We start from the raw sequence: 21,522 nt of genomic DNA, 5'->3' as shown, positions 1-21,522 counted from the left end.
CTTCCACTATGAGTGCTCTTTCAAAGGAATGGTGCGCGGACGCTCCAGCCAGGCGCCGTCGCCATCAGGCACGATTTCGACTACATCGACCTGGGTGGCGCTGATGGCAACGATGCGGCCATCGTTGCGCCCCAGGTAATCGCCAACCTTCAGGCGATGCACGCCACCCGCTCCGCGCAACAGAGCGAAAGAACCGGCGGCATTGCCGATCGTACCGACCATCTCGAACTGCTCGATGTTGAAACCTTCGAGGTATTGCTTGATCCGGTTGGGATCAGGTTTTACGTTGCGCGAGCCGTGTTTCTGCCCGGCCAGATCGACGCGCACCTGGCGCGAGAACGGGCTACGCAGGTTGGCGGCGCTGTAAGTGAATGTCGGGTAAGACCGAAATGTCGGGGTTGGTTCAATCTTGCCTGCCGGGCGCAGGCGTACTTCATTCATGTAGGCGTCGAGGTCGCTGACGTCATCGCTGCCACCACACCCGCTTAATGCCAGCAGCACCATCGACAAGGCCGAATAACGAATCAGGGTCATTTTTGCAGCCCTTTGTCGTTATAGCGGTACGTCTTGGCAAGGATGCTCATGCGCAGTTTCGGCCCGCCCTCCTTATTGGTGGGGGCCAGTTCGAAGTCATGCAGGGTGACGATGCGCGGCAACCCGGCCACTCCGCTGACGAAGGTAGCGAGGTCGTGATAGGCGCCAGTGACGGTGATCTGAATCGGCAGTTCGATGTAGAACTGCTGGGCGACCTCCGGCAACAGTTTGATCTCTTCAAATTCCAGGCCGCTGCCCAAACCTGTACGCGTGATGTCTTCCAGCAGGCCTGGAACCTCCGTGTCGCTGGGCAGTTGCCGCAGTAACACGCCAAAGGTGTTTTCCATCTCTTTCATCTGCTGGGTGTACAGCTCCAGATTGGCCGACAGTCGCGCCTTGCTGGCGAATTGCTCCTTGAGCGTGGTCTCCTCCTCGCGCTTGGCATCGAGCTGGTTTTCCATGTCACTGATGAAAAAGTTGTAACCAAGCGCCAACACCAACACCATCAACAGCGCCCCGGCGATGGCCTTCACTGCCGCCGGCCAGGAGCCGATATTGCTGGTATCCAGATCGTTGAAGTCGATGCTGCGCAGGCTGTCCAGCCATTCGGACGGCTTCATGGCTCGTCCTCCACGGTTTTGGGCTGGGTCTGACGAACAGTCAACTGAAAGAGATTGGCCTGCTCCTGCTGATCGGCGGAGGTTGATTTCACTTCGTTCAGGCTAGGGGCGTCGAACCAGTCGGACGCATCCAGATTGCGCATCAACTCGGAGACACGATTGTTCGACTCCGCCGCTCCGCTGATCGACAGGGTTTTGCCGGCCATTTTCACGTCGGTGAAATACACGCCGTCAGGCAACGTGCGCGCCAGTTGATCGAAGATCCGCCCGCTGACCTGCCGATTGCCTTGCAAGTCCTGAATGATGCGCATGCGTTCGACCAGTTGCTGGCGATGAGCCTTGAGCTCGCTGATCTGCTTGATCCGCTCGTCGACCACAGCAATCTGCTTGCCGATGTAGTCGTTACGCGCCACTTGCCGGGCGGTGGCGTTGCTGATGATCTGATCGGCAATGAATACGGCGCCAACCGAACCGACCACCACGCCGATCAAAGTCAGCAGGAAGCGTTTGCGCCGCTCTTCGCGGCGCTCTTCACGCCACGGTAACAGGTTGATCCGCGCCATCAGTCGAAACTCCTGAGCGCGAGCCCGCAGGCAATCATCAGGGCCGGCGCATCACTGGCCAGAGCCCCTGCGTTGACCTTGCTGCTCAAGGCCATGTTGGAAAACGGATTGGCCACCTGGGTCGGGGTATTCAGACGCTGCTCGATCAGCCGGTCCAGCCCTGGCACCGACGCCGTGCCGCCGGCCAGCAGAATGTGGTCGACCGCGTTGTATTGCCCGGAGGCGAAGAAGAACTGCAAAGAGCGCGACACCTGCTGCACCAGCGCCTCGCGAAACGGCTGCAGCACCTCGCTGACGTAGTCGTCGGGCAGGCCGCCCTGTTTTTTCGCAAGGCCCGCCTGCTCGATGGTCAGGCCATAGCGACGCTGGATTTCCTCGGTCAGTTGCCGGCCTCCGAACAGTTGCTCGCGGGTATAGATGATCTTGCCGTTGTGCAGGACGCTGAGGGTGGTCATGGTCGCACCGATGTCGACGACCGCCACGGTCAGGCGCTCCTGGGAAGCGGCCAACTGCGTCGCGAGCAAGCCGAACGAGCGCTCCAGCGCGTACGCCTCGACGTCGACCACACGAGCGGTAAGCCCGGCCAGCGCGAGCGCGGCTTCGCGGACTTCGACGTTTTCCTTGCGACAGGCGGCGAGCAGCACGTTGACCCGTTCCGGGTTGCGCGGCGACACGCCCTGGACTTCGAAGTCGATGGCGACCTCGTCCAGCGGATAGGGAATGTATTGGTCGGCTTCAATCTTGAGCTGGTTCTCCAGCTCGTCGTCGGTCAGGCCCGCATCCATTTCGATGATCTTGGTGATCACCGCCGAACCGGCCACCGCCACCGCCACGTTCTTGTTACCGGTGCGTGCCTTGACCAGCACCCGGCTCAGGGCCTGGCCCACACCTTCTAGCTCGGCGATGTTTTTTTCGACCACGGCGTTCGCCGGCAACGGCTCCACCGCGTATGCCTCGACCCGGTAGCGGTCGCCCTGACGGCTCAATTCCAGCAGCTTCACTGACGTGGAGCTGATGTCGATCCCCAGTAACGTATTGGTCTTTTTATTGAAGAGTCCCAGCACTACCAATTCCCTATGACTTTCCGTGAGTTACGGACTCTGTAATACGCATTGCGTTCCTTCACCCCGTCTTGACAGAAGCGCAAATGACGCCTCCAGCAGAAAAGTGCTTATAATGCCCAGCGATTTTTTCCGCTTTTTACTGCCAGCGCGGGTCGTTCTGTGTGTCGCCACAACCCCCGTTGCCAAATTCATTCTTTGCCCTGGATGTCCAAACGCCTTGATTCGTTTGCTGAAATTTTTCGGTTGGTCCATCGTCGCCGTTTTCTGCGGACTGCTTTTAGGTCTCAGTGGCGCGTATCTTTACCTTAGTCCGGGTTTGCCATCCGTGGAGGCTCTGAGAAGCATTCAGTTGCAGATTCCACTGCGGGTCTACAGCAGCGATAACAAGTTGATCGCAGAATTCGGCGAAATGCGCCGGACTCCGATCCGTTTCGCCGACATTCCCCCCAATTTCATTAATGCGTTACTAAGTGCTGAAGACGACAATTTCGCCAATCACTACGGTGTCGATCCAAGCAGCCTGATGCGCGCCGCGACCCAACTGGTCAAGAGTGGACACATTCAATCCGGCGGCAGCACCATCACCATGCAGGTGGCGAAGAACTTCTTCCTGACCAGCGAACGCAGTTTCTCGCGCAAAACCACCGAAATCCTCCTGGCTCTGCAAATCGAACGTCAGCTGACCAAGGACGAGATCCTCGAGCTGTATGTGAACAAGATCTATCTGGGCAACCGCGCCTACGGCATCGAGGCGGCGGCGCAGGTTTATTACGGCAAGTCGATCCGTGACGTCAGCCTCGCGCAGATGGCGATGATCGCAGGCCTGCCGAAAGCTCCGTCGCGTTTTAATCCGCTGGCCAACCCGGCGCGTAGTAAAGAACGTCGCGACTGGATCCTCGGGCGCATGTACAAGCTTGGCAAGATCAACGAAACGGACTACACCGCTGCGATCAACGAGCCACTGAACGCCAGCTATCACGTGCCGACCCCGGAGGTGAACGCACCGTACATCGCCGAAATGGCCCGTGCCGAAATGGTGGGCCGCTATGGCAGCGACGCCTACACCGAAGGTTTCCGCGTCACCACCACGGTGCCAAGCAATTTGCAGGAAATGGCCAACACCGCGCTGCACGAAGGTTTGATGACCTACGACCAGCGTCACGGCTACCGAGGCCCCGAGTCGCGCCTGCCGGGCAAGACCCGTGAAGCGTGGGCAACCGAACTGACCAAACAGCGCACTATCAGCAGCCTGGAACCGGCGATCGTCACCCAGATCGACAAGAACGGTCTGCAAGTGCTGACCCGCACCGGCGAAGAGCACGTTGCCTGGGACACCATGAAATGGGCACGGCCGTTCCTCAACACCAACAGCATGGGCGCCAACCCGCGCCAGCCCTCGGATGTGGCGCAGGTCGGCGATCTGGTTCGCGTGCAACGCCAGAAAGACAATTCGTTGAAGTTCAGCCAGATTCCGCAGGCGCAAGGGGCGCTGGTATCGCTGGATCCGCAGAACGGCGCGATTCGCTCGCTGGTTGGCGGTTTCGCTTTCGAGCAGAGCAACTACAACCGCGCCATGCAGGCCAAGCGTCAGCCGGGTTCGAGCTTCAAGCCGTTCGTCTACAGCGCGGCACTGGATAACGGCTACACCGCCGCCACACTGGTCAACGATGCGCCGATCGTGTTCGTCGACGAGTACCTGGACAAGGTCTGGCGTCCGAAGAACGACACCAATACCTTCCTCGGCCCGATCCGTCTGCGCGAGGCGTTGTACAAGTCGCGCAACCTGGTGTCGATCCGCTTGCTGCAGGCGATGGGCGTGGGCAAGACCATCGACTACATCACCCGCTTCGGCTTCAACAAGCAAGACTTGCCGCCGAACCTGTCGCTGGCGCTGGGCACCGCGACCTTGACGCCAATGGAGATCGCTACCGGTTGGAGCACCTTCGCCAACGGCGGCTACAAGATCACCCCATACATCATCGACAAGATCGAAAGCCGTAACGGCGACTCGCTGTTCGTCGCCAACCCGCCGACCGTACCGCAGGGCGGCTCGGCCACCGACGGTATCGCGGTACCTGCCGAGCAGTCGTTCACCGTCAACGCGGCGCCGGTTCCGGGTGAAGCCCCGGGCGCCGCAGCGGCACCACAAGCGCCGGCCGTGGCGGAGCGGATCGTCGATGGTCGCACTACTTATATCCTCAACAGCATGTTGCAGGACGTGATCAAGCTCGGCACCGGTCGTCGCGCACTGGCTCTTGGCCGTAGCGACATCGCCGGTAAAACCGGTACCACCAACGAATCGAAAGATGCCTGGTTCTCCGGTTACAACGCCGACTACGTGACCACCGTGTGGACGGGCTTCGACCAGCCGGAAAGCCTTGGTCGCCGCGAGTTCGGTGGCACCGTGGCGCTACCGATCTGGATGAACTACATGGCCGCCGCGCTGAAGGACAAGCCGCCTCACGTCCAGCCTGAGCCGGAAGGCTTGCTCAGTCTGCGGGTAGATCCGGTCAGCGGCCGTGCGGCGACGCCGAGCACGCCTGGGGCGTACTTCGAGCTGTTCAAGGCTGAAGACACGCCACCGTCGGTGAACGAGCTGGGTAATGGCTCGGCACCGGGTAGCCCGCTGCCGGCGGATGAGCAGGCGCCGATCGATTTGTTCTGATCCACTTCTATTGAAAAGCCCCGCCTTCAATTGAAGTGCGGGGCTTTTTATTGCCTGCCCTCTGAGGTGTTGGCCGAGCTGACGACTTCGCGAGCAGGCTCGCTCCCACAGGGGAATGTGTTTCAAGGTGGGAGAGAGCCTGCTCGCGAAGAGGCACTGAACCACACCGCAAAACCCTCGGACATAAAAAAGCCCCGACTCATAACGAGCTGGGGCTTTCGGTTGAAGCACTACAACGACTTAGCCGTTGAACACGTCATCCACGCTTTTCAGCGGGTAGTTCTTCGGATACGGCAGGGTGGCCACACCAGTCTCGATCGCGGCTTTGGCCACAGCGTCGGAGATCAGGGTGATCAGGCGCTTGTCCATTGGCTTCGGAATGATGTACTCACGGCCGAATTCCAGCGGGGCACCGCCGTAGGCGTCGCACACGTCCTGTGGCACCGGCAGTTTGGCCAGTTCACGCAGAGCGTTGGCTGCAGCCACTTTCATTTCTTCGTTGATGCGCTTGGCGCGAACGTCCAGGGCACCACGGAAGATGAACGGGAAGCCCAGTACGTTGTTGACCTGGTTCGGGTAGTCCGAACGGCCGGTGGCCATGATCACGTCGCTACGGGTGGCGTGCGCCAGTTCCGGGGAGATTTCCGGATCCGGGTTCGAGCAGGCGAACACGATCGGGTTCGGCGCCATCGACAGCAGGCCTTCAGCGCTCAGCAGGTTCGGGCCGGACAGACCGACGAACACGTCAGCGCCTTTCAGAGCGTCAGCCAGGCTGCGCTTGTCGGTGGCGTGAGCGAACACGGCTTTGTACTGGTTCAGGTCGTCACGGCCGGAGTGGATCACACCGGTACGGTCAACCATGAAGATGTTTTCAATGCGTGCGCCCATGCTCACCAGCAATTTCATGCAGGAGATGGCGGCAGCGCCGGCGCCCAGGCAGACGATCTTGGCTTCCGGCAGGGTTTTGCCAGCGATTTCCAGGGCGTTGATCATGCCGGCAGCGGTCACGATAGCGGTGCCGTGCTGGTCATCGTGGAACACCGGAATGTCGCACTGCTCGATCAGAGCGCGTTCGATCTCAAAGCACTCAGGTGCCTTGATGTCTTCCAGGTTGATGCCACCGAAGGTGATGGAGATGCGTTTTACGGTGTCGATGAAGGCTTGCGGGCTTTCGGAGTCGACTTCGATGTCGAAAACATCGATGCCGGCGAAGCGCTTGAACAGTACGCCTTTACCTTCCATGACTGGCTTGGAAGCCAGTGGGCCGAGGTTACCCAGCCCCAGAATCGCGGTGCCATCGGAAATGACTGCAACCAGGTTGCCCTTGCCGGTGTATTTGTAGGCCAGTTCAGGATCGCGAGCGATCTCACGCACTGGTTCAGCTACGCCGGGGCTGTAGGCCAGCGACAGGTCGCGGGCGGTAGCAGTGGCCTTGGTGAGCTCGACACTCAGCTTCCCTGGACGAGGATGGGCATGATATTCGAGAGCGGCAGTTTTCAGATCAGACATTTTGGCATTCCGCTTTTTACTGTTGGACAGACTGGTCAGCGAGGATACGCGCCTCGCAAAGTCCCCACAAGACTGAGCGGTCACCACTGTCAAGCGCCCTGCCCTACGACTTTGGGCCAAGAGCCACGGCGCACAAGGGCTTGACTGTTCACAATCGACAGAAAAAATGTCTACAATTTTTCTTCAGCGGGAAGTTTGCAGCATCGAAGGATCAGTCAGCGGCAACAGCCAACGCGCTTGACCCGATTGCAGTCCACCGCGTCGCGAGCGATCGACCACCCAGCCGCGCGCCTCGATCTGCTTGCCCTTCAGCGCTTGCAAGCGAGCATTGTCGAATTGTCCGACCAGATTGGGTGCAACACGCAATACAAGCGAGTCTTGCAACTCGATCCAGATTCCGCCGCGATTGCGTTGCACCTTGCTCACACGACCGCTGACCACAGCAAAACCCGAGCGCTGGATCTGCTCCGCTTTCAGTACAGGTGATTGCCGCCAGAGACCTCGCCCAGCCTGTCGTGCGTTACGCTCGGCGGCTTGCTGACAGGCGACCAGATCGACATTCGGCGCCACGGCGACTTGAAAGCCGAGGCCATCGGCGAGCATCTGAGCTTCGAGATTGGCGCCGCTGACGCTATAGAGGTGGGCGAGCGTACGTCCGTAATGATCTTTCGCTTGCTTGCCGGGGAGCAAACCGACGCGTCCGCCGCTGTCAGCCACCAATGATTCCAGGCGTTTGCGCGCCGCCACGGCGAAAGGTTCGTCACTGCGGCCCTGCTTGCCCAGTTCAGGCGTGTTGAGGCCGATCATGCGAACACTGCGGCCGTCGCTCAGGCGCAAGGTGTCGCCATCGACCACGCGCTGCACCGCGACGGTGGCAAGTCCCGAAGGCGCCGGACAGAAGGCTTGCGCGGCGGACAGCCAAATCGCGGACACAAAAAAGGCGCCCGCGAGGGACGCCTTTTTCAGCAGTGAGGAACAGCCCACCGGGCTCTTCAACCTTACTCTGCAGCAGCAGGTTTCTTGCCGAAAGCACCGAAACGGTCGGCGAAGCGCTGAACGCGGCCGCCAGTGTCCAGAGTCTTTTGCTTACCGGTGTAGAACGGGTGGCATTCGTTGCAAACGTCGATCGACAGGGCTTTGCCGAAGGTCGAACGAGTTTCGAATTTGTTACCGCAGCTGCAGGTAACAGCGATTTCTGGGTAGTTCGGGTGGATATCAGCTTTCATGGTGTCTTCCTCAGCTAGCGTGCCGCCATCCAACACTATTGTTGAATACCGCACGTAATTAGGCCGCGGATTCTACCAGACAATGTCAATCGCGCAAGCTGTCCCTTAGACCGACCGTCTGCTAGGCTCCCGGCCTTGTTCACCGCCCGACATCGAGATCCCCCCGCGTGCCCGACGCCATTCTGCGCCTCGCCCTGCCTTCGCCCTTGCGCCGCCTGTTCGACTATCGAGCCCCGGCGGGCGTGCTGCGCGCCCAGTTGCAGCCGGGCATGCGCCTGCGGGTGCCGTTTGGCCGGCGGGAGATGATCGGGATTCTGGTCGAAGTGACCGATACCAGCGAAGTACCGGTGGAAAAACTCAAACCGGCGCTGGCCTTGCTCGATGCCACGCCACCGCTGCCCCCGGCGCTGTTCAAGCTGTGCCTGTGGACGTCGCAATATTATCAGCACAGCCTCGGCGATACCTTGAGTTGGGCGCTGCCGGTGCTGTTGCGTCAGGGCGAACTGGCGGAGGCCCGCCAGGAACGCTTCTGGTCAATCGTTCCCGGCGCCAGTGTGGATGATCCGCGCATCGCCCGGGCACCGCGCCAGCGTGAGGCGCTGACAACGCTCGCCCAACACCCGCACGGCGTCGCCCATCAGTTGCTGAGCAAACTGATGCTGAGCAAGGACAGCCTCGACCTGCTGCTGGCGAAGAATCTGGTGCAGGTGGAAATCCGTCGACACGCACCCGGCGCACGCCATGAACATTGGCTCGCGCAGCCGGAACTGCCGCTCAACGCCGAGCAGCGCGCCGCCTATGAAGCCATTCGCGCCGGCTTCGACTGTTATCACGCGTTCCTGCTGGCCGGCGTCACCGGCAGCGGCAAGACCGAAGTCTATTTGCAGTTGATCCGCGAAACCCTTGAGGCCGGCAAACAGGCGCTAGTGCTGATTCCGGAGATCAACCTCGGCCCCCAGACGCTGGCACGGTTCGAGCAGCGCTTCAATGCACGCATAGCCCTGATCCACTCGGCAGTCAACGATCGCGAGCGCCTCGAAGCCTGGCTCGCTGCCCGCGATGGCGAGGCCGACATTATTATCGGCACCCGCTCGGCGCTGTTCACCCCGATGAAAAATCCCGGGCTGATCATCATCGACGAAGAGCACGACGGCTCTTATAAACAGCAGGAAGGTTTGCGTTACCACGCCCGTGATCTGGCACTGGTGCGCGCGCGACAGGAAAACATCCCGATCGTCCTCGGCTCCGCCACGCCTTCACTGGAAAGCCTGCACAACGCCTACACCGGGCGGTATGGCCTGCTGCGTCTGAACGAACGCGCTGGCGGCGCCAAACAACCGCGCTTCCTGCGCCTGGACGTGAAGAGCCGTCCACTGGACAGCGGCATCTCCGGGCCGATGCAGCAAGCCATCGGCCAGACGCTGGCGAACGGGCAACAGGTGTTGGTGTTCCTCAACCGCCGCGGCTTTGCCCCGACGCTGCTTTGTCACGATTGTGGCTGGATGTCCGAGTGCTCGCGCTGCGATGCGCGGATGACTGTGCACCAGCGCCACGGTGAACTGCGCTGCCATCACTGCGGGTACGTCGAACGCACACCGCGCCAGTGTCCGAAGTGCAACAAGGTCGACTTGCGGCCCGTCGGCGCCGGCACCGAGCGTGCTGAAGAACGGCTGGCGATTCTGTTCCCCGATTACCCGGTGCTGCGCGTTGACCGCGACAGCACTTCGCGCAAGGACGCGATGAATCAGCTGTTCGCAACGATTCAGAAGGGCCAGCCGTGCATTCTGGTCGGCACGCAGATGTTGGCCAAGGGGCACCACTTTCCGCGAGTGACGCTGGTGTCGATCCTTGATGCCGACGGCGGGCTGTTCTCCGGCGACTTCCGCGCCAGTGAGCGCATGGCGCAGTTGATCGTACAGGTTGCCGGGCGTGCCGGGCGCGCGGAGGAGCCGGGCAAAGTGATCATCCAGACCCACCTCGCCGACCATCCTTTATTGGTGCAACTGACCGAACAGGGTTACTTCGCCTTTGCCGAACAGGCCTTGAGCGAGCGCCGCGCTGCCGGGCTACCGCCCTTTGCACATTTGGCGTTGTTGCGTGCCGAAGCGCACAAACCGGGGCAGGCTGAAGGCTTTCTCGATGAAGCGTGCAGCGAGGCTGAGCGCTTGCTGACCGAGCAGAATCTGAGCGGGATTGAATTGCTCGGACCGGTGCCGGCGCCTATGGAACGTCGTGCCGGGCGTTATCGCGCTCAGCTACTGTTGCAAGCGACAGCGCGAGCGCCATTGCATCGGCTGCTGACCAGTTGGTTGCTGGTGCTGGAGCAGATGCCAAGCGGGCGGGCGGTGCGCTGGTCGCTGGATGTCGATCCCGTCGATTTGTACTGAAAATCAAAAGATCGCAGCCTGCGGCAGCTCCTACAGAGGGATTCGCATTTATCTGTAGGAGTTGCCGCAGGCTGCGATCTTTCGCTCTTAATGTCACCACATATCCATAAGCTGCCTGCTAAGGTTGGCAAGCCCGTCTTCGCAACGGATAATGCCCAGTTTTTCCACCCGCGCATCGATGCGCCGCCGCGCTTGCGGTCGAAAGAGAAGACCATGAAAGACACCATTCGCCAGCTGATCCAACAAGCCCTCACCCAACTCGTCAACGAAGGTGTGTTGCCTGAAGGCCTGTCGCCGGCGATCCAGGTGGAGAACGCCCGTGACAAGACTCACGGCGACTTCGCCAGCAACATCGCGATGATGCTGGCCAAGCCTGCGGGCATGAAGCCACGCGATCTGGCGGAAAAAATCATCGCCGCGCTGCCGGCCGACGAGAACGTCACCAAGGCCGAAATCGCCGGCCCGGGCTTCATCAACTTCTTCCAGAACACCCAGGCCTTGGCCAATCGCCTCGACGCCGCGCTGGCTGACGCGCATGTTGGCGTGCGCAAGGCCGGCCCGGCGCAGCGCACCGTGGTCGACCTGTCGGCACCGAACCTGGCCAAAGAGATGCACGTCGGCCACTTGCGTTCGACCATCATTGGCGACGGCGTGGCGCGCGTTCTCGAATTCCTCGGCGACGAAGTGATCCGCCAGAACCACGTGGGCGACTGGGGCACCCAGTTCGGCATGCTGATGGCTTACCTGCAAGAAAACCCGATCACCAGCGACGAGCTGTCCGATCTGGAAAACTTCTACCGTGCCGCCAAGCAGCGTTTCGACGAGTCCGCAGAGTTCGCCGACCGCGCCCGTGGTCTGGTGGTCAAGTTGCAGGCCGGCGATGCCGAGTGCCTGGCGCTGTGGACCAAGTTCAAGGACATCTCGCTGTCGCACTGCCAGAAGATCTACGAACTGCTCAACGTCAAACTGACCATGGCCGATGTGATGGGCGAAAGTGCCTACAACGACGACCTGATCAACGTGGTCAACGACCTCAAGGCCGCTGGCATGCTGGTCGAGAGCAACGGCGCTCAGTGCGTGTTCCTCGACGAGTTCAAGAACGCCGATGGCGACCCGCTGCCGGTGATCATCGTCAAGGCTGACGGCGGTTACCTGTACGCCACCACCGACCTGGCGGCCGTGCGCTACCGCAGTGGCAAACTGAAAGCCGATCGCGCGCTGTACTTCGTCGACCAGCGTCAGGCCCTGCACTTCCAGCAAGTGTTCGCCGTGGCGCGCAAGGCCGGTTTCGTGACCCATCCGATGGAGATGGAGCACATGGGCTTCGGCACCATGAACGGCGCAGACGGCCGTCCGTTCAAGACCCGTGACGGCGGCACCGTGAAGCTGATCGATCTGCTGACCGAAGCGCAGGAACGCGCCTACAACCTGGTGAAAGAGAAGAACCCGGAACTGGCCGAAGACGAACTGCGCAACATCGCCAAGGTCGTTGGCATCGGCGCAGTGAAATACGCCGACCTGTCGAAACATCGCACCAGCGACTACAGCTTCAACTTCGACCTGATGCTGAACTTCGAAGGCAACACCGCGCCATACCTGCTGTACGCCTACACCCGCGTGGCCGGCGTGTTCCGTAAACTGGGCAAGGACTTCAGCGAAGTCGACGGCCAAATTGTCCTCGAAGCGGCGCACGAACAAGAGCTGGCAGCGAAGCTGGCGCAGTTCGGCGAAGTGCTGAACAACGTGTCCGACAAAGGCACCCCGCACATCCTTTGCACCTACCTGTACGACGTTGCCGGTCTGTTCTCCAGCTTCTATGAGAACTGCCCGATCCTCGCCGCCGAGACCCCGGCACAGATGCAGAGCCGTCTGCGCCTGACCGCGCTGACCGGTCGCACCCTCAAGCAAGGCCTGGAGCTGTTGGGTCTGGAAACTCTGGAGCGTATGTAAGTTGGCTGCCAAGAAAAAACCTGCACCCAAGCGTGGCGCCAGCCGTTACCAAGCTCCTGCGAAGCAACCGATCCCGGGTTGGCTGTGGATGGCCATCGGCCTGACGGTCGGTGCTTTCATCGTGTTCCTGATGAAGCTGGAACCGGGCAAGGGCAGTGACACGGTCAAGCGTGAGAAGGTCGAACAACAGCAGAAAGCGTCGAAGATCGCCGAGGCCAACAAGACCCCGCCGAGCCCGACGCAACCGGTGAAGCCGAAGTACGACTTCTACACCCTGCTGCCGGAATCGGAAGTGATCGTGCCGCCGGACGCCGTGCCGGAGAAAACCCTGCCGACGCCGCAAGTGCCGAACATCCCGACCACGCCGGTGACCCCGGCGGAAGCGGCAAAGATCGACACCGCGCGCGCTCAGGCGGCACTGGCCGGGATTACCCCGCCGCCAGCGCCTCCTGTCAGCAAAGCGGCACCCGTGACCAAGTTCTTCCTCCAGGCCGGCTCTTTCCGCAAAGAGGCGGATGCAGATAAGGTCCGCGCGCAGATCATTCTGCTTGGCCAAGCCGTTTCGGTTGAGTCGGGCACGGTGAAGGACGAAACCTGGTACCGCGTACTGGTCGGCCCGTTCAGCAACCGCGAACAACTGACCACGGCGCAGAAACAACTGGCCGGCAGCGGTTTCAGCAACCTGTTGTTACAACAACGCCAGAGCCGCTGATTCCCGCACCGTGGGCGCCTCATTCCGAGGCTGCCCACAATCCCTGTGGTGAGGGGATTCATCCCCCGACCGGCTGCGCAGCAGTCGTAAATCCAGCCTTCGCGGTGTGTCAGTCCTACTGCAATTGCTGGATTCAGGGCCGCTTCGCGCGCCATCGAGGATAAATCCCCTCGCCACAGTCATCACACACCATTCGTCTCCCATTGCCCCTGCCGGTTGAAATCCTCTCCACCACCCCCATATGAATGGGCATAAGGCATTTTCGCCCCGCAGTGTGGAGACTCTTCCCTTGACCACCATCGTTTCAGTCCGCCGCCACGGCAAAGTCGTCATGGGCGGCGACGGCCAGGTTTCTCTTGGCAACACCGTGATGAAAGGCAACGCGAAAAAAGTCCGTCGCCTGTACCACGGTCAGGTCATCGCCGGTTTTGCCGGTGCCACCGCCGACGCCTTCACCCTGTTCGAACGTTTCGAAGGCCAGCTTGAGAAACATCAGGGCCATCTGGTGCGCGCTGCCGTCGAACTCGCCAAAGAATGGCGCACCGACCGCTCGTTGAGCCGCCTCGAAGCCATGCTCGCAGTCGCCAACAAAGACGCCTCTTTGATCATTACCGGCAACGGTGACGTGGTCGAACCTGAAGATGGCCTGATCGCCATGGGTTCCGGCGGCGGCTACGCACAGGCAGCGGCCAGCGCACTGCTGAAGAAGACCGACCTGTCGGCCCGCGAAATCGTCGAAACCGCGCTCGGTATCGCCGGCGACATCTGTGTATTCACCAACCACACCCAGACCATTGAGGAGCAGGATCTCGCTGAATAAGCCTGACGCGGCCCTGTGCCACGGCTTGTTTCTGCTTGAGGACCGTCAACTACTATGTCCATGACTCCCCGCGAAATCGTCCACGAACTCAACCGCCATATCATCGGCCAGGACGATGCCAAACGCGCCGTCGCGATTGCCCTGCGCAACCGCTGGCGCCGGATGCAGCTGCCTGAAGAGCTGCGCGTTGAAGTGACCCCGAAAAACATCTTGATGATCGGCCCGACCGGTGTCGGTAAAACCGAGATCGCCCGTCGCCTGGCGAAACTGGCCAACGCACCGTTCATCAAGGTCGAAGCGACCAAGTTCACCGAAGTCGGCTATGTCGGACGTGATGTCGAATCGATCATCCGTGATCTGGCCGATGCCGCGATCAAGATGCTGCGCGAGCAGGAAATGACCAAGGTTCGCCACCGCGCCGAAGACGCTGCCGAAGACCGCATCCTCGACGCACTGCTGCCGCCGGCACGCATGGGCTTCAGCAACGAAGAAGCGCCAAGCTCGGATTCCAACACTCGCCAGCTGTTCCGCAAGCGCCTGCGCGAAGGTCAGCTGGATGACAAGGAAATCGAAATCGAAGTCGCCGAAATGGCCGGCATCGAGATCGCCACGCCGCCGGGCATGGAAGAGATGACCAACCAGCTGCAGAGCCTGTTTGCCAACATGGGCAAGGGCAAGAAGAAAGCTCGCAAGCTCAAGGTCAAAGAAGCGCTGAAGATGGTGCGCGACGAAGAAGCCGGGCGTCTGGTCAACGAAGAAGAGTTGAAGGCCAAGGCCCTGGAAGCCGTCGAGCAGCACGGTATCGTGTTCATCGACGAAATCGACAAGGTGGCCAAGCGTGGCAACGTCGGCGGCGCCGATGTGTCCCGTGAAGGCGTACAGCGCGACCTGCTGCCGCTGATCGAAGGCTGCACCGTCAACACCAAACTGGGCATGGTCAAAACCGACCACATTCTGTTCATCGCTTCCGGTGCGTTCCACCTGAGCAAGCCGAGCGATCTGGTGCCGGAGCTGCAAGGCCGTCTGCCGATCCGCGTCGAACTCAAGGCTCTGAGCCCGGAAGACTTCGAACGCATCCTCAGCGAACCGCACGCCTCGCTTACGGAGCAGTACTGCGCGCTGCTGAAAACCGAAGGCCTGAACATCCAGTTCCAGCCCGAAGGTATCAAGCGCCTGGCGGAGATCGCCTGGCAGGTCAACGAGAAGACCGAGAACATCGGTGCCCGTCGCCTGCACACGCTGCTTGAGCGTCTGCTCGAAGAGGTGTCGTTCAGTGCCGGCGATCTGGCCAGTGCTCATGACGACAAGGCAATCCTGATCGACGCCGAGTACGTCAACAGCCACCTCGGCGAATTGGCGCAGAACGAAGACCTGTCCCGTTATATCCTGTAGGTCACCTTCTGTGTGAGCGGGCTTCTGTGGTGAGGGGATTTATCCCCGATGGGGCGCGAAGCGCGCCCTTATCCCGTTGAATACGGTGTCTCAGACACACCGCATTCAACGGGTTTACGACTGCTTCGCAGCCGATCGGGGATAAATCCCCTCGCCACAAGGGTCCGCTGACACAGGGCCTCTTTTCAGACGGATGACTGGCCCCATGACCAACACAATCCCCACCGACATCAAACTGCACAAAGCCTCGAAGACCCTGACGCTCACCTACGCGTCCGGCGAGGAATTCACCCTGCCCGCCGAATTCCTGCGCGTGCATTCCCCCTCCGCCGAGGTCCAGGGCCACGGCAAGCCGATCCTGCAGTTCGGCAAGCTCAACGTCGGCTTGACCAAACTGGAACCGGCCGGTCACTACGCACTGAAACTGACCTTCGACGATGGCCACGACAGCGGCCTGTTCACCTGGGACTATCTCTACGAACTGGGGCGACGTCATGACGCACTCTGGGCCGATTATTTGGCCGAGCTCAAAGCCGCCGGCAAAACTCGCGACCCGGACCAGTCGATCGTCAAGCTGATGCTCTAGCCCAAGTGTCTTGCTCTTTAGAGGGCATTTTCTAAATTCATCTGTTTGAATGCTCTGCTGCGTGGTCGAGGATCGGCCTGCTTGCGAAAAAAATTAAACTCGGGTAACCAATGGAGCTGGCAAGTTCCCTGCAGTGCTCTACGACTGTAAAGCAGCTATGCAGAATTAACGGTCACCCGAGCAGTAGTACCTGGCATTGGCTGTGGAACTGCACAGCAGAAAACCGGGTACTCGTCTCAGGACAATGGAGCGTCGTAGATGAGTAACAAGAATAACGATGACCTGAAGTACCAAGCCTCGGAAAACACCCTGGGGCTTAATCCCGTCGTTGGGCTGCGCGGAAAGGATCTGCTGGCCTCTGCTCGTATGGTGCTGAAACAGGCCATCAGACAACCTATTCATAGTGTCAAACACGTCACCCATTTCGGCCTTGAACTGAAGAACGTGCTGTTAGGCAAATCCGAACTGCAACCGGCCGGCGATGACCGTCGCTTCGCCGATCCCGCGTGGAGTCAGAACCCGCTCTACAAACGTTACCTGCAAACTTACCTGGCGTGGCGCAAGGAACTCCATTCCTGGATCGACGACAGCAGCCTTTCACCCAAAGACATCGCCCGCGGCCACTTCGTGATCAACCTGATGACCGAAGCCATGGCCCCGACCAACACGGCGGCCAACCCGGCGGCGGTCAAACGCTTCTTCGAGACCGGCGGCAAGAGCCTGCTCGACGGGCTCTCGCATCTGGCCAAGGATCTGGTGCACAACGGCGGCATGCCGAGCCAGGTCAACATGGGCGCGTTCGAGGTCGGCAAGAGCCTGGGCGTGACCGAAGGCGCGGTGGTGTTTCGCAACGATGTGCTGGAGCTGATCCAATACAAGCCGATCACCGAGCAAGTCCACGAGCGCCCTCTGCTGGTGGTGCCGCCACAGATCAACAAGTTCTACGTATTCGACTTGAGCCCGGACAAGAGTCTGGCGCGTTTCTGCCTGCGCAATAACGTACAGACGTTCATCGTCAGCTGGCGCAATCCGACAAAGGCGCAGCGCGAGTGGGGCCTGTCGACGTACATCGATGCGCTCAAAGAGGCGGTCGATGTGGTCACCGCGATCACCGGAAGTAAAGACATCAACATGCTCGGCGCCTGCTCCGGCGGCATCACCTGCACCGCCCTGCTCGGCCATTACGCAGCGCTTGGCCAGAAGAAGGTCAATGCCCTCACGTTGCTGGTCAGCGTGCTCGACACCACGCTCGATAGCGACGTCGCGCTGTTCGTCGATGAACAGACCCTTGAGACCGCCAAGCGCCACTCGTATCAGGCTGGTGTGCTCGAAGGCAAAGACATGGCCAAGGTCTTCGCGTGGATGCGCCCCAATGACCTGATCTGGAACTACTGGGTCAACAACTACCTGCTCGGCAACGAGCCGCCGGTGTTCGACATCCTGTTCTGGAACAACGACACCACAAGGTTGCCGGCCGCATTCCACGGCGACCTGATCGAGATGTTCAAAAACAACCCACTGATCCGCCCCAATGCACTGGAAGTGTGCGGCACACCGATCGACCTCAAGCAGGTCACGGCGGACATCTTCTCGCTGGCCGGGACCAACGACCACATCACCCCGTGGAAGTCCTGCTACAAGTCGGCGCAGTTGTTCGGTGGCAAGGTGGAATTCGTGTTGTCGAGCAGCGGACATATCCAGAGCATTCTGAACCCGCCGGGCAACCCGAAATCGCGTTACATGACTGGCGAAGAAATGGCTGCCAATGCCAATGACTGGCAAGAGAACTCGACCAAGCACACCGATTCCTGGTGGCTGTACTGGCAGGCGTGGCAGGCCGAGCGTTCGGGCAACTTGAAAAAAGCCCCGACCAAACTGGGCAACAAGGCGTATGCGCCAGGTGAAGCATCGCCGGGCACTTATGTACATGAGCGGTAACTGACACATCTCGCTCTCAATGTAGGAGCTGCCGAAGGCAGCGCCTACATGAGGCGCGGTGAATTTAAATTCACAGGGCCTGAAGCATGCCGCAACCGTTCATCTTTCGCACCGTCGACCTGGATGGCCAGACCCTCCGCACGGCGGTACGCCCCGGCAAGCCTCACTTGACGCCCTTGCTGATTTTCAACGGCATCGGCGCCAACCTGGAGCTGGTGTTTCCGTTTGTCGCAGCGCTGGACCCGGATCTGGAAGTGATCGCCTTCGACGTGCCCGGTGTCGGTGGTTCGTCGACGCCGAACCGGCCGTATCGCTTTCCCGGCCTCGCCAAACTGACTGCGCGGATGCTCGATTACCTCGACTACGGCCAGGTCAATGTGATTGGAGTGTCGTGGGGCGGCGCACTCGCGCAACAATTCGCCTACGACTACCCCGAGCGCTGCAAGAAACTGGTGCTGGCCGCGACCGCAGCCGGTGCAGTGATGGTGCCGGGCAAGCCGAAAGTTCTGTGGATGATGGCCAGCCCCCGGCGCTACATTCAGCCGTCCCACGTGATCCGCATCGCGCCGTTGATCTACGGCGGTTCGTTCCGCCGCGACCCGACCCTGGCCGCCAGCCATGCAGCGAAAGTGCGTTCGGCGGGCAAGCTCGGTTACTACTGGCAACTGTTCGCCGGCCTTGGCTGGACCAGCATTCACTGGCTGCACAAGATCAATCAACCGACGTTGGTGCTGGCCGGCGATGACGATCCGCTGATCCCGTTGATCAACATGCGCATGCTCGCCTGGCGGATTCCCAATGCTCAGTTGCACATCATCGACGACGGTCATCTGTTCCTGATTACCCGCGCCGAAGCGGTGGCGCCGATCATCATGAAATTCCTCGAAGAGGAGCGGCAGCGGGCGGTGATGCACCCGCACCCGTCACCGCTGGGCGGTTAACCGCCGCGGCAGGCTTTATGCAGGGCTTTGAACAACATGCGCGGCAGGACGCCGCGCAGGCAACAAGCCACAACAGCGTCTATGGTGTTCTGGTTCGGTGAGTTTGTTTTTGGCCTGAAGACGAAGGAGTGTTGAGTCATGCGCGAAAAACCAGCGACGGGCGTGGTCCCCAGCCCCGCCGTGTTCATCAACGCACAAAGTGCGATCACCGGCTTGCGTGGTCGGGACCTGCTCTCGACCCTGCGCAGCGTCGCAGCCCATGGCCTGCGCAATCCGATCCACAGTGCCAGGCACGCCCTGAAACTTGGCGGCCAGCTCGGCCGAGTGCTGCTTGGCGAAACCCTGCACCCGACCAATCCACAGGACACTCGTTTTGCCGACCCGGCGTGGAGCCTGAATCCGTTTTACCGGCGCAGCCTGCAGGCCTATCTGGCCTGGCAGAAACAGGTCAAAAGCTGGATCGACGACAGCGACATGAGCCCGGATGACCGCGCCCGGGCGCAGTTTGCCTTCACGCTGCTCAACGACGCCGTGGCGCCGTCCAACACCCTGCTCAACCCGCTGGCGATCAAGGAGTTGTTCAACTCCGGTGGCAACAGTCTGGTGCGCGGTCTTAGTCATTTGTTCGATGATTTGCTGCACAACGACGGTCTGCCACGGCAAGTCACCCGGCAGGCTTTCGAGGTCGGCAAGACCGTCGCTACCACCACCGGCTCGGTGGTGTTTCGCAACGAAATGCTGGAACTGATCCAGTACCGACCGATGAGCGAAAAGCAATACGCCAAGCCGCTGCTGGTGGTGCCACCGCAAATCAACAAGTACTACATTTTCGACCTCAGCCCGCAAAACAGCTTCGTCCAGTACGCCCTGAAGAACGGCTTGCAGACGTTCATGATCAGTTGGCGCAACCCTGATGTGCGCCATCGCGAATGGGGCCTGTCGACCTACGTCGAAGCGGTGGAAGAAGCGATGAACGTGTGCAGGGCGATTACCGGCGCCCGTGAGATCAACCTGATGGGCGCCTGCGCCGGCGGCCTGACCATCGCCGCCCTGCAAGGGCATTTGCAGGCCAAGCGGCAGCTGCGGCGCATATCCAGTGCAACCTATCTGGTCAGCCTGCTCGACAGCGAGATCGACACCCCGGCCACACTGTTCGCCGATGAACAGACCCTGGAAGCCGCCAAGCGTCGTTCCTATCAGAAAGGCGTGCTGGATGGTCGCGACATGGCCAGGATCTTCGCCTGGATGCGCCCCAACGACTTGATCTGGAGCTACTTCGTCAACAACTACCTGTTGGGCAAAGAGCCGCCGGCCTTCGACATCCTTTACTGGAACAATGACAACACCCGGCTGCCCGCCGCGTTTCATGGCGACTTGCTGGACTTCTTCAAACATAACCCGCTGACCCATCCGGGCGGCCTCGAAGTTTGCGGCACGCCGATCGATCTGCAGAAAGTCACCGTCGACAGTTTCAGCGTCGCCGGCATGAACGACCACATCACGCCGTGGGACGCGGTGTATCGCTCGACCCTGCTGCTGGGTGGTGACAAGCGCTTCGTGCTGTCCAACAGCGGCCACGTGCAAAGCATCCTCAACCCGCCAAGCAACCCGAAAGCCGCTTACGTCGAGAACGGCAAGATGAGCAGCGACCCGCGCGCCTGGTACTACGACGGCAAACACGTCGACGGCAGTTGGTGGCCGCAGTGGCTGGAATGGATTCAGCAGCGCTCGGGCGCCCAGCACGAAACCCAGATGACCCTCGGCAACCCGAACTATCCACCGATGGAGGCAGCACCCGGTACTTACGTGCGTGTGCGCTGACGCTTAACCGAACTTTTCTAAGAAGACTGGATGAAAACCCGCGACCGGATTCTCGAATGTGCTCTGCAACTGTTCAATGAAAAGGGCGAACCGAACGTCTCCACCATGGAGGTTGCCAACGAAATGGGGATCAGCCCCGGCAACCTCTACTACCACTTCCACGGCAAGGAGCCGCTGATACTCGGGTTGTTCGAACGCTTCCAGAATGAACTCGCGCCGCTGCTCGATCCACCGCCGGATGTGGAATTGGCGCCGGAGGATTACTGGCTGTTTTTGCACCTGATCGTCGAGCGCCTCGCGCAGTACCGGTTCCTGTTTCAGGACTTGTCGAACCTGGCCGGACGCCTGCCGAAACTGGCGAAGGGGATTCGTCATCTGCTCAATGCATTGAAGCGCACGCTGGCGTCGTTGCTGGCGCGTTTGAAAGCGTCGGGGCAGTTGGTCAGCGATACCCAGGCACTGGGGCAACTGGTGGAGCAGATCACCATGACGCTGCTGTTTTCGCTGGACTATCAGCGCATTCTTGATCGGGAGGGCGAGGTCAGATTGGTGGTTTATCAGATCATGATGCTGGTGGCGCCGCATTTGTTGCCGCCGGTGAAGGTGGCGACGGAGCGGATGGCCCTGCAATACCTCGAAGATCACGAATGAAATCAAGAGCCCCTCACCCTAACCCTCTCCCAGAGGGAGAGGGGACTGACCTTATTGTCTTACGCGATACGGCGACCTGAAAAATCCAGTCGATTATGAATTCAATACGACACTTTCAGGTCGGTGTAAGGCTGAAGCATCCC

The 21,522-nt window shown here is 60.4% G+C and carries 18 protein-coding genes; 11 read left to right on the top strand and 7 right to left on the bottom strand.

The annotated features are described in order from the left end of the window. Positions 1 to 6: 6 nt before the first annotated feature. Genes ACA069_RS02135 through ACA069_RS02120 form a run of 4 tightly spaced genes read right to left on the bottom strand, consistent with a single transcriptional unit; the run spans position 7 to position 2,781 of the window. Complete coding sequence (locus tag ACA069_RS02135) at positions 7 to 534, bottom strand: pilus assembly protein PilP (protein WP_489880427.1); 528 nt, start codon at positions 532 to 534, stop codon at positions 7 to 9. Beyond that, positions 531 to 1,154 (bottom strand): type 4a pilus biogenesis protein PilO, encoded by a 624-nt coding sequence (gene pilO / locus ACA069_RS02130; protein ID WP_497616122.1) that lies wholly within the window; start codon positions 1,152 to 1,154, stop codon positions 531 to 533. Before pilO ends, ACA069_RS02135 begins: the two co-directional genes overlap by 4 nt. Beyond that, a complete protein-coding gene (locus ACA069_RS02125; protein WP_497616121.1) occupies positions 1,151 to 1,717 on the bottom strand; it encodes a PilN domain-containing protein in 567 nt (188 codons plus the stop codon). Before ACA069_RS02125 ends, pilO begins: the two co-directional genes overlap by 4 nt. After that, a complete protein-coding gene (locus ACA069_RS02120; protein WP_401271775.1) occupies positions 1,717 to 2,781 on the bottom strand; it encodes a pilus assembly protein PilM in 1,065 nt (354 codons plus the stop codon). The genes ACA069_RS02125 and ACA069_RS02120 overlap by 1 nt, the downstream gene beginning before the upstream one ends. 220 nt (positions 2,782 to 3,001) lie before the next feature. Between ACA069_RS02120 and ACA069_RS02115 the strand changes: the two genes are divergently transcribed. Then, entirely contained in the window at positions 3,002 to 5,446 is a 2,445-nt protein-coding gene (locus tag ACA069_RS02115; RefSeq protein WP_489880433.1) for a penicillin-binding protein 1A, read from the top strand. A gap of 240 nt (positions 5,447 to 5,686) precedes the next feature. Here ACA069_RS02115 and ACA069_RS02110 read toward each other — a convergent pair whose 3' ends face one another. From ACA069_RS02110 to rpmE, 3 genes are all read right to left on the bottom strand, one after another. Continuing rightward, a complete protein-coding gene (locus ACA069_RS02110; RefSeq protein WP_489880429.1) occupies positions 5,687 to 6,955 on the bottom strand; it encodes a malic enzyme-like NAD(P)-binding protein in 1,269 nt (422 codons plus the stop codon). A 183-nt stretch (positions 6,956 to 7,138) separates the two neighbouring features. After that, positions 7,139 to 7,939 carry a thermonuclease family protein gene (locus ACA069_RS02105; RefSeq protein WP_401271771.1) on the bottom strand — a complete coding sequence of 267 codons (801 nt, stop codon included), beginning with the start codon at positions 7,937 to 7,939 and terminating at the stop codon, positions 7,139 to 7,141. Positions 7,940 to 7,953: 14 nt separating this feature from the next. Next, complete coding sequence (gene rpmE, locus ACA069_RS02100) at positions 7,954 to 8,181, bottom strand: 50S ribosomal protein L31 (RefSeq protein ID WP_123530569.1); 228 nt, start codon at positions 8,179 to 8,181, stop codon at positions 7,954 to 7,956. A 167-nt stretch (positions 8,182 to 8,348) separates the two neighbouring features. Between rpmE and ACA069_RS02095 the strand changes: the two genes are divergently transcribed. The 10 genes from ACA069_RS02095 to ACA069_RS02050 all read left to right on the top strand — a co-directional run bounded on the left by ACA069_RS02095 (position 8,349) and on the right by ACA069_RS02050 (position 21,379). Continuing rightward, on the top strand, positions 8,349 to 10,568 hold the full coding sequence (locus ACA069_RS02095; RefSeq protein WP_497616118.1) for a primosomal protein N': 2,220 nt from the start codon (positions 8,349 to 8,351) through the stop codon (positions 10,566 to 10,568). 213 nt (positions 10,569 to 10,781) lie between these two features. After that, positions 10,782 to 12,518 (top strand): arginine--tRNA ligase, encoded by a 1,737-nt coding sequence (gene argS, locus ACA069_RS02090; RefSeq protein ID WP_497616117.1) that lies wholly within the window; start codon positions 10,782 to 10,784, stop codon positions 12,516 to 12,518. Between the two features lies 1 nt (position 12,519). After that, complete coding sequence (locus ACA069_RS02085) at positions 12,520 to 13,230, top strand: SPOR domain-containing protein (protein WP_187679594.1); 711 nt, start codon at positions 12,520 to 12,522, stop codon at positions 13,228 to 13,230. Between the two features lie 289 nt (positions 13,231 to 13,519). After that, positions 13,520 to 14,050: an ATP-dependent protease subunit HslV gene (hslV, locus tag ACA069_RS02080; RefSeq protein WP_016984593.1), complete on the top strand. Its 531-nt coding sequence runs from the start codon at positions 13,520 to 13,522 to the stop codon at positions 14,048 to 14,050. A 54-nt stretch (positions 14,051 to 14,104) separates the two neighbouring features. Beyond that, entirely contained in the window at positions 14,105 to 15,442 is a 1,338-nt protein-coding gene (hslU, locus tag ACA069_RS02075) for an ATP-dependent protease ATPase subunit HslU (protein WP_401271765.1), read from the top strand. Positions 15,443 to 15,647: 205 nt separating this feature from the next. After that, complete coding sequence (locus ACA069_RS02070; RefSeq protein ID WP_401271763.1) at positions 15,648 to 16,028, top strand: gamma-butyrobetaine hydroxylase family protein; 381 nt, start codon at positions 15,648 to 15,650, stop codon at positions 16,026 to 16,028. Between the two features lie 258 nt (positions 16,029 to 16,286). Beyond that, positions 16,287 to 17,966: a class II poly(R)-hydroxyalkanoic acid synthase gene (gene phaC, locus ACA069_RS02065; protein WP_187679591.1), complete on the top strand. Its 1,680-nt coding sequence runs from the start codon at positions 16,287 to 16,289 to the stop codon at positions 17,964 to 17,966. Positions 17,967 to 18,052: 86 nt separating this feature from the next. Beyond that, on the top strand, positions 18,053 to 18,907 hold the full coding sequence (gene phaZ, locus ACA069_RS02060; protein WP_187679590.1) for a poly(3-hydroxyalkanoate) depolymerase: 855 nt from the start codon (positions 18,053 to 18,055) through the stop codon (positions 18,905 to 18,907). Positions 18,908 to 19,045: 138 nt separating this feature from the next. Further along, on the top strand, positions 19,046 to 20,728 hold the full coding sequence (gene phaC, locus ACA069_RS02055; protein WP_497616114.1) for a class II poly(R)-hydroxyalkanoic acid synthase: 1,683 nt from the start codon (positions 19,046 to 19,048) through the stop codon (positions 20,726 to 20,728). Between the two features lie 30 nt (positions 20,729 to 20,758). After that, positions 20,759 to 21,379 (top strand): TetR/AcrR family transcriptional regulator, encoded by a 621-nt coding sequence (locus ACA069_RS02050; protein WP_187679588.1) that lies wholly within the window; start codon positions 20,759 to 20,761, stop codon positions 21,377 to 21,379. Positions 21,380 to 21,522: the final 143 nt, after the last annotated feature.

This window comes from Pseudomonas sp. LBUM1652 (assembly GCF_059716105.1).
The sequence above is the reverse complement of the archived record's forward strand: the minus strand, read 5'-3'. Positions and strand labels throughout refer to the sequence as shown.